This window comes from Butyricimonas sp. RTP31003st1_G1_RTP31003_210430 (assembly GCF_040920905.1).
GTDB classification, from domain to species: domain Bacteria; phylum Bacteroidota; class Bacteroidia; order Bacteroidales; family Marinifilaceae; genus Butyricimonas; species Butyricimonas paravirosa.
The window spans coordinates 22,278-30,813 of sequence record NZ_JBCOSQ010000063.1; the positions used below are offsets into that span (position 1 = coordinate 22,278).

The following is an 8,536-nucleotide window of genomic DNA, read 5'->3' on the forward strand; positions in this document are numbered from 1 at the left end:
GATGAAAAAATATGTTTCTTTATTGTTTTTGATGTTGCTGTTTATTCGATGTTCCGATTTTATAGATGTTGTACCGGAAAACTCAACGACGTTTACTAGTTTTTTTAGAACAGTTCAAGATGCTGAAAGTTTGTTGAATGCTTTAAAATCAAAAGAAAGGAATATGATATTGGGGCAGTATCGGGAACCGCATATAATGGCTGGATTAATTGTAGATTCCACATTAGATAGAGGAGTTTTGTCAGCTAAAGAATTGGATTTAGGTACGTATACCAGTGGAAATTTGAATTGGGATAAATATTATATAACTATAAATGCAGCGGATTTGATTTTGGATAATTTGCATCGTTTCCCGTTAGATAAGGAAATATTGAAATTGTACGAATTACAAGCTTATTTTTCAAAAGGATTATCTTATTTTCATTTGGCTCAACGTTGGGGTGATTGTCCGATTACGAAAGGTTCTTTATATTTGGAAAAATTGGCAAAAAGTCCTGAGGCTGAGGTGTTGGAGGAAGCTACAAAATGGGCATTAAAAGCGATGGAACTGCCGGAGTTTGAAAATTTGAAAGATGCTGATGGCAAACAACGGAAAACAAAACAGTATGCTAGTAAAGGTGCAGCAGCGGCATTATTGGCTCATATATACGCTTGGCGTGCGGCAGTCGAAAGCAAACCGGAATATTGGGGGGAGGCCGAGAAATATTGCACGATGCTTATAAATGGAGAAGTTGGGCATTATGGTTGGGCTAGAGATCCTGAAGAGGTATGTTCTAATGTGTTAAAACGAGATCATAGTGAAACGATTTGGGAAATTTATCGAACGAGTACAGAAAGATTAGAAACAGTGGCTTATTACCAAGAAGGTTTTATTAATTTCCCAATAAAGCTAGATGCTAGTACTGGACCTTTGGATCAACCAACATTGGCGATCAATAAAACTACGATTAATGAAATGTATGACCGGGAAGATCGAAGGCGTGATGCTTATTTTCTTTGGTTAGATGCTGATACTATTTATATGTATAGTCAGGGTGGTGTGTTAAAGGCAGATACGACTCGTCCGGCAGGGGGAACTTATGATACAGAACCGGGAAGTATTAAATTAATGGCTTATAGTAATGAAACTATTCCATTTGGTTTTGTAAACAAATTTAGAAATGCCTATTTTGAGTTAAATCCTTATTACAATGAATTGCAATATATAGGGCAGGATATGAATAAAGTGGTTTGGCGTATGGCTGATATTGTATTATTGAGAGCAGAATGTCGGGTACGACAAAATAAGACAGATGCTGTTGAAGATTTAAATCGGGTACGAGAGAGAGCTTATGGAAATCGTGAGCATGATTACGTTTCTTCGGAAGGGCGTCTTCAAGATATAATTCTGCGTGAAAGAGAGAAAGAGTTGTTGTTTGAATCATACCGTTTCTATGATCTACGTCGTAATGGAATGGAGTATGTACGTACGATTTCTGAACAATTTAATAATTTGACGGAAAGGGATATTATAGAAGGCTGTTTGTTTTATGGAATTCATACTGCGGCTTTTACAAATAATGACTTGATGCGTCAAAATGTGTATTGGAATAGATTTTTACAATAAGAAAATAGTTATGAAAAAAGAAATATTATTGGGTATCGTGTTCGTATTTGTGGCGTCTGCTTGTACGACAGATAATTTTATTAAAACGGGAATTTGTAACGGACGTTTTGATGGAAGTTTATTGGATTATCTGGAACATCCGGGACATTCCTATGATTGGGATTCTACAGCCGTGATGGTTCGGCATGCGGGAGAAGATGTGGTCCGGTTATTTGAAGGACAAGATCCTGATCATCCGGAAATTACTTTTTTTGGACCGACGAATCATACTATTCGGCGTTATTTATTACAAAAGAAGTTGACTAAAGTGTCGGATATAGCTCCTGAATTATGTAAACGGATATTGCTTTCTCATGTTTTGGATGGAAAGCTATATAGAGATAGTGTACCTTTAGGAAAAAGAGGTACGGGGGGAAATCTCATAGAAGATGGTACTATGTGTACGACATTAGAAGGAACTGTTTTCGGATTATTTGCGTCACGTGGAGTTTGGCAAGGGGTAAATGAAGCTGGCCCCAAAGCTTTAACTATAAGATCTTCAAATACATTACGTGAAATAAAGGTGGCTTCAACGGATGTTGAGCCAGATAATTGTGTGGTACATTCGCTTGTGTATGGATATAAGTTAGAAGAAATGCACAGGGATTTTCGTTAATATTTGATTTAATGTTTAGAATATGAAAAATATAATAAATGTAATGATATTAGTTACTTTTGCTATGATATTATTGGGAGGATGTCACGAGAAAACAATTGGCTATCTGATAACGGAAAATGCAAGTTATGAACCGGATTCCTTGATTATTCCTCGGATTTTGGATCCGAAATTAGAAAAGGAGCGAATAGAGAATAATGCTCCTTGGGTGACATTCAATTTGCAAGGGTATGAAGGAACGTTTCAAATAGATTTTTCGATAGAGTCTGTAATTTCCACGGCTGGAGAAGAACAAGCGAGATTATTTATGGATGAGTTGGAAATTCGTGGAGGGGGAGCCATGCTGTATCCGCTTAAACATAAAGCAGGACCGGGAGAATATATTATTTCTGTTCGTCTAACCAATCCTGGTTATAGCCATGTTATAAAAGATGCTTATAAATTTATTATAGAGTGATCTAGTGTTTGTTGGATAAAATAGCCTGTAAAGTTAATCGGGCTATTTTTTCATTTGTTGTAATGAAAAAAATTATGAAATATATATATATTATAGCATTATTCCTTGTTTGTTTTAATGTGCATGGTCAAGGAATATCTTTTTTTGACGGGAAATTAGAAGATGCCATGTTAAAGGCTCAGCAAGAAAATAAAATAATATTCATGGATTTTATTGCTGTTTGGTGTGAGCCTTGTAAGAAAATGGCAGAAGAAGTCTTTTTTCGAGAAGAAGTAGCTACGTATTTTAATGAGAAATTTGTTTGTGTACAAATAGATGTTGATCAGGAGAAGAATATTGCTAAGAAATACAAAGTTACCCAAGTCCCCAGTATGATATTTGTGGATGCAAAGGGACGGGAGATTCGGCGGATGCTTGGTTTTACAACGCCATATAGTTTATTGAGGGTTGCGAAACTAGTGGTAGGAGATGCTCTTTCGTTAGATGAGCAGTGGAATGCCATTCAAAAGGATAAGAATAATCTTGTTTTACAGCAACGTTTTTTATTAGAAACACCGATGCTATTGCCTGAGGTAAAAGATAAAAAAGAGGTTGAAAAATGGCAATACAGGCGAGAGAAAATAGTGAAGAATTATCTTGAAAATAAACCTCGTGAGGAGATGATTAATTTGCATGATTTAAGTATTATCGTGACTTATTGTATGGCCCCTAAAGAAGAGAATGAACCAATAGAGTTCGTAATACGTAATTTATCTCGTTTTATGACAGTGGCTCCTCGAGATTTATTAACTGCTTATTTATTTCGTTATCAAGATGGGCTTGTGCAAAAAATGGCAATGGAAGGAAATTTGAAATATAAAGATCAAATTGCTAGGATACATGGAGATTTGAAACAAGTTTTTGATTCTGTGAAAACTAAAAGTTTTCCTGTAGAATATTTGATGACGGCTAAAGCGGATGCTTTATACTGTTTATATGGTAAAAAAGATCAAGCTGGTTACGTGAAACAACAAAATGACTTTTTTGAAAAAATGGGAGATTTGGCGGGTAAAGAAGATTATCAAAATGCTGTTATGACATTAATGTCTACATCTAATAAAAAATTGACCCCAGCGTCTGCCGAACAAGTGTTGTTATGGTTGGATCGTTTATTAAAGTTCCCATTGGATGTTAATAGTCAAATATTATTTGTTTCGTTTATGGGAGACTGTTATGTGGTTCTAGAAAATAATGAAAAAGCGAAAGAGTGTTATAATCAGGCTTTTTTACAATCTTTTCAAATGAAAAATGTAAAATTGCAAACTTATTTGAGACAAAAAATGGACGTGTTATATCAATAATGCTTTTGTACTAGCTTACAATTATTGCTGATATCTAATTTTATAGAGATACAATAAAGATGCAGATATTGTATGTAGGGAATTCTCTATGATCCTTATTTCGCCTAAGGGTCATAGAGTTTTGTTTTTTTACTTAGAGACATCAATTTTTTTATTTGTAGAGAAGGTTGAGAAAATATTAGAGAGTTTGTTTCACTTGATTAATTGTTGATGAATTTGTAGTTATAAAGTTTTATTTGCATCTTTGTATTGAGTGATGTTCAAAACGGGAGGTGCATAACTTTATGGATACAGACCGATTCATCGAAAGTGTTAACAAAAAGCGTGAAAGTGCATGGCGGGAAATGTACCGGAAATACTATCCTGCGATGTGTAATTATGCGTCGAAAATTGTGAAAGATGATGCTTCCGCCGAAGATATTGTTCAAGATTGTTTTATTAAGATATGGGATTCCGGGACACAGTTTCCCGATGAGCCTTCTCTGGTTGGTTATCTGTACCGGACAATCTACACGCGAGCATTGAATTCTATCCGGGATAAGGGGATTGCGAAAGCTCTATATGAAAAATGGGGTGATGTTGTTTTGGAAGAACAGGATGATGAGATGATCTTGGAACTTGCCGTTGAAGAGGATGTTGTGAATAAATTCTACGAGGCGATAGATAAATTGTCGGAACAGCAACGGCAAGTATTGTTTATGAGCATGGAGGGGGCCAAAGTGAAGGATATCGCGGAGCGACTTGGGATTAGCGAGAATTCCGTGAAAACCCAGAAAAAACGGGCCTATGCTTTTGTTCGGGGCGAATTGGGAGTGGGAATTGCCATGCTGCTTTTTCTTTTATTTTCATGATTTAAATAAATTCGAAACTCGGAAACAGATATGTTTTTTGTAGAAATGTATGGAGGGTTTGTAAACCATTTATTGGGATATCTATAAGAAATTTGTGATTATTACGTGATCACTACCTGAACACAACCGGAAGTAACATTTTCGTTAAACTATTAATATACTTTATGAACCTTATTCTATATAAGGTTCATATAAGGTTTCTATAAGGTATCTATAAGGTTCATGACGGTAGTGTTCAGGTAGTGATCATGTTATAATTATCTTTTCGGGATAGAATCGGCAATAACTTATGACTTATTATAGAATCAATTACGATTGATCCGGGTAAAAAATGGAATGTAAATATTTATTCTCATCCTAGAGAGCCTTTATAAAGGACAAACGGGATGGGAATAAATATTTATTTATTTTTTTCGAAAATATCTGTCACCCGTTTTTTCGGATCATGTGTTCTATTTATGAAAGACACATGGAAAAGATGAAAAAATGGAGTCAAATATATGAATGGTCCAAAAGAGTCAGGACTTATTTGGAGGAAGATTTTTCCTCTTCGTCTCTTGACGAGGAAGATATTATCGTTCGCCATGTTACGGAACGATTGTCTGATCCGGATTATCTGCGGGGGAAAGGACAGGAACAAGGGCGTTTTGATGCGGAGGCGGCTTTTAGGAAATTACGACGGAGAAATTCACGTCGGGTTATGATTCGAGTGGGAAGTGTTGCTGCTGTTCTGGTATTGATCGTGGGGATAGTTGTTTTATATAAGGGAAATCTTTCTCAGGAGAAGAACGTGTCGGAATTGACACAAGGGGTAATTCCAGCTCTTCAGCCGGGAACAAACAAGGCGATTTTGCATTTGGCGGATGGCCGGGAGCTCGTTTTGAATGATGCTTTGCGGGCGAAAATCGAGACAAAAGAGGGCGTGGTGGAAGTGGATTCAATGGGGGTAGTTTATGGAATAAAAGTGGATTCCATGGCAACGGAAAAGGTGCAGGAATATCACGTTATGACGATACCACGCGGGGGGGAATTTCATTTGACATTGGCCGATGGAACTCAGGTGTGGCTGAATTCAGAGACGGAATTACGTTTCCCGGTTCATTTTGCAGGGGGAGAGCGGAAAGTGTATTTGAAAGGGGAGGCATATTTTGATGTGACCGAGGATGCCGCTCGTCCTTTCGTGGTGGAGACTTCGATGGGCGATATAAAAGTGTTGGGAACGGCGTTTAACGTTTCGGTTTATGATGAGCGAACGATGGCGGCGACGCTGGAGAAGGGGAGTATATGTTATTTGAAAGATTCCCGAAAGGGGGTGCTGATCAAACCGGGAGAACAGTTGGTTTGTACGGAAGGTTCCGATTTACCCGTGGTTCGGAAAGTGAATACCCGGTTGTACACGGCTTGGAAAGATAATCTTTTCTGTTTCGAAGAACAGTATTTAGATCAGATCATGTTGACGTTGGCTCGTTGGTACGATTTCCAAGTAAAATTTGAATCCGAGGAATTGAAAAAATTGGAGTTATCGGGAACATTGGATAAATATTCGGATATACAGCCTTTATTGCGGTTATTCGAATTGGGTACGGATGTAAAATTTGAAATTCAAAATAAAGTTATTTATGTGCGAAAAGTAAAATAAAAGGATTCGATTCGCCAGCGACCAAACTATAGAATCAAATCCTTTGTATTTAGAGTTTATAAACCCTTTAAACTGAAACAAAGTTATGAAAAAAAATCCACCTAATGTGTGGGTACGACCACATTGTGTCAAAAAAATGTTACAAGTCATGAGATTAGCTTTACTTTTTGTGGTGTTGTTTTTCACCTCAGCGAGTGCGTTTACCCAACGGGTAAGCCTTTCGGTGAAAGCGGAAACGACGTTGAACGAGGTGCTAAAACAAGTGAAGGATCAAACGGGTGTTCGGATTTTGTATGATGCCGGGAAGATGAAACGTGTGCCGTGTCGGGAGATGAAGATTACCGATTTGGAGATAGCGGAGGCATTGAAGCAAATTTTGAAAGATACCCGTTTTGAGTTTTTCGAGGAAGGTGGGGTGTTTATCGTGCGGGAGGTTTCATTACAACAGGCGAAAATGATTCGTCTTGTAGGAAAGGTGACGGACGAGAAAAAACAACCGTTACCGGGGGTGACTGTTCAGTTGAAAGGATTTTCAGTTGGAACAGCGACGAACGGGGCAGGGATGTACCAATTATCCATTCCGAATGCCCCGGAGAAGTTTTCTTTAGTTTTTTCTTTTGTCGGGATGGTTTCCCAAGAGATCGTTTACGCAGGGAAAGACACGATCGACGTGGTGATGAAGGAGGACGTGGAGACGTTGGACGACGTGGTTGTCACCGGTTACATGACCTTGGACAAGAGTAAGTACGTGGGAGCGATTAACAAGGTGTATGCGAGGGATATTATGATTCCGGGAGAGAGTACGATCGACCAGATGTTGCAGGGGGTAATCCCGGGAATGGCAGTGCGGATAACTTCCGGTATGGTCGGATCGACTCCTAAGATCAGAATCCGGGGAACATCGACGTTGTTAGGTAGTCAGGACCCGGTGTGGGTGGTGGATGGGGTTATCCAGCGGGACCCGCTTCCGATCAGCGAGACGGATGCCTCTCTTTCCAGTGATTTGGATAATCTGCGGGATATTGCCGCTAACGCGATTTCTTGGTTGAATCCCTCGGATATAGAGTCGTTGACCGTGTTGAAGGATGCGTCGGCAACTGCCATCTACGGTTCGAAGGCGGCGAACGGCGTGATCGTGATTAACACGAAAAAGGCGCAGTCAGGGTCCGCATCCCTTTCCTATTCGGGAAGTTTCAGTATTGGTCAGCGTCCCCGTTACGGTTTGTACAATCAAATGAATTCTAGGGAATTGATGGATTTTTCCAGAGAAATGTACGAAGACCGTGTGCGCTACCCCAGTGCTATATTACCTATCGGGTATGCCGGGTTGGTTCAGAAGCTGACGAACAAGGAGATTACTCATGAACAGTTGGAAGAGGAGTATAACAAGATGGCAAACAATAACACGGATTGGTTTGATCTTTTGTTTCGTAACTCTTTTAATCACAAGCATAATTTGAGCATTACCGGGGGATCGGAGAAGATTGCCAGTCGTGCTTCTATCGGTATTACCGAGGAAAAAGGCGAGGCCAAGGGAAATGAAGGGAAGACGTTTACCGGTAGCTCGAACACGGTGTTGCAGTTGATCCCGAATTTGAGGATTAGCTTGAACCTGAACGGTAGTTACCGGGAGATGTTCGGTTTTGCTTACGGCGTGAGCCCGTTTAGTTACGCGTATAACACGGCGCGGACGATCCCGCTACGTAACGAGGATGGTACGTTGTACTATCACGAGAAATGGGGAGGTTCCAGTACGGCTATTTCCGGGAAGAGCTGGTACGGGTATAATATCTTGAATGAGATAAATAACACGGGGAACGAGAATCGGTCGAAGATGGTGTCTTCGAGTCTTGATGTTTCGTGGAAGATTTTGCCTTATTTGGAGTATCAAGGGTTGGTTTCTTACACGGTGAGTTCGTCGGAGGTGAAGTCGTATGCCACGGAGTATTCCAATTATATTACCTCTCTTCGAGGTTACGAGGTGGGAG

At 39.3% G+C, this 8,536-nt stretch carries 7 protein-coding genes; all 7 read left to right on the forward strand.

The window, feature by feature from the left end:
- Position 1: 1 nt before the first annotated feature.
- The gene (locus AB5542_RS16700; protein WP_288215266.1) at positions 2 to 1,606 is read left to right on the forward strand and encodes a RagB/SusD family nutrient uptake outer membrane protein; all 1,605 of its coding nucleotides are present in this window, start codon (positions 2 to 4) and stop codon (positions 1,604 to 1,606) included.
- A gap of 10 nt (positions 1,607 to 1,616) precedes the next feature.
- Positions 1,617 to 2,261 (forward strand): fasciclin domain-containing protein, encoded by a 645-nt coding sequence (locus tag AB5542_RS16705; RefSeq protein ID WP_279040720.1) that lies wholly within the window; start codon positions 1,617 to 1,619, stop codon positions 2,259 to 2,261.
- 22 nt (positions 2,262 to 2,283) lie between these two features.
- A complete protein-coding gene (locus AB5542_RS16710; protein ID WP_279040721.1) occupies positions 2,284 to 2,718 on the forward strand; it encodes a hypothetical protein in 435 nt (144 codons plus the stop codon).
- A 74-nt stretch (positions 2,719 to 2,792) separates the two neighbouring features.
- A complete protein-coding gene (locus AB5542_RS16715; RefSeq protein ID WP_279040723.1) occupies positions 2,793 to 4,058 on the forward strand; it encodes a thioredoxin family protein in 1,266 nt (421 codons plus the stop codon).
- 284 nt (positions 4,059 to 4,342) lie between these two features.
- Positions 4,343 to 4,909 carry an RNA polymerase sigma factor gene (locus AB5542_RS16720; RefSeq protein ID WP_279040724.1) on the forward strand — a complete coding sequence of 189 codons (567 nt, stop codon included), beginning with the start codon at positions 4,343 to 4,345 and terminating at the stop codon, positions 4,907 to 4,909.
- A gap of 469 nt (positions 4,910 to 5,378) precedes the next feature.
- Entirely contained in the window at positions 5,379 to 6,548 is a 1,170-nt protein-coding gene (locus tag AB5542_RS16725) for a FecR family protein (RefSeq protein ID WP_279040726.1), read from the forward strand.
- 148 nt (positions 6,549 to 6,696) lie between these two features.
- Positions 6,697 to 8,536 (forward strand): carboxypeptidase-like regulatory domain-containing protein (locus AB5542_RS16730; protein ID WP_368243236.1); only part of this gene is annotated, 1,840 nt, incomplete at its 3' end.

Bases quoted from the DNA above. Each gene is read 5' to 3' on its own strand.
- AB5542_RS16725 (WP_279040726.1), top strand. From the start codon at position 5,379: ATGGAAAAGATGAAAAAATGGAGTCAAATATATGAATGGTCCAAAAGA.
- AB5542_RS16710 (WP_279040721.1), top strand. From the start codon at position 2,284: ATGAAAAATATAATAAATGTAATGATATTAGTTACTTTTGCTATGATA.
- AB5542_RS16715 (WP_279040723.1), top strand. From the start codon at position 2,793: ATGAAATATATATATATTATAGCATTATTCCTTGTTTGTTTTAATGTG.
- AB5542_RS16700 (WP_288215266.1), top strand. From the start codon at position 2: ATGAAAAAATATGTTTCTTTATTGTTTTTGATGTTGCTGTTTATTCGA.
- AB5542_RS16705 (WP_279040720.1), top strand. From the start codon at position 1,617: ATGAAAAAAGAAATATTATTGGGTATCGTGTTCGTATTTGTGGCGTCT.
- AB5542_RS16720 (WP_279040724.1), top strand. From the start codon at position 4,343: ATGGATACAGACCGATTCATCGAAAGTGTTAACAAAAAGCGTGAAAGT.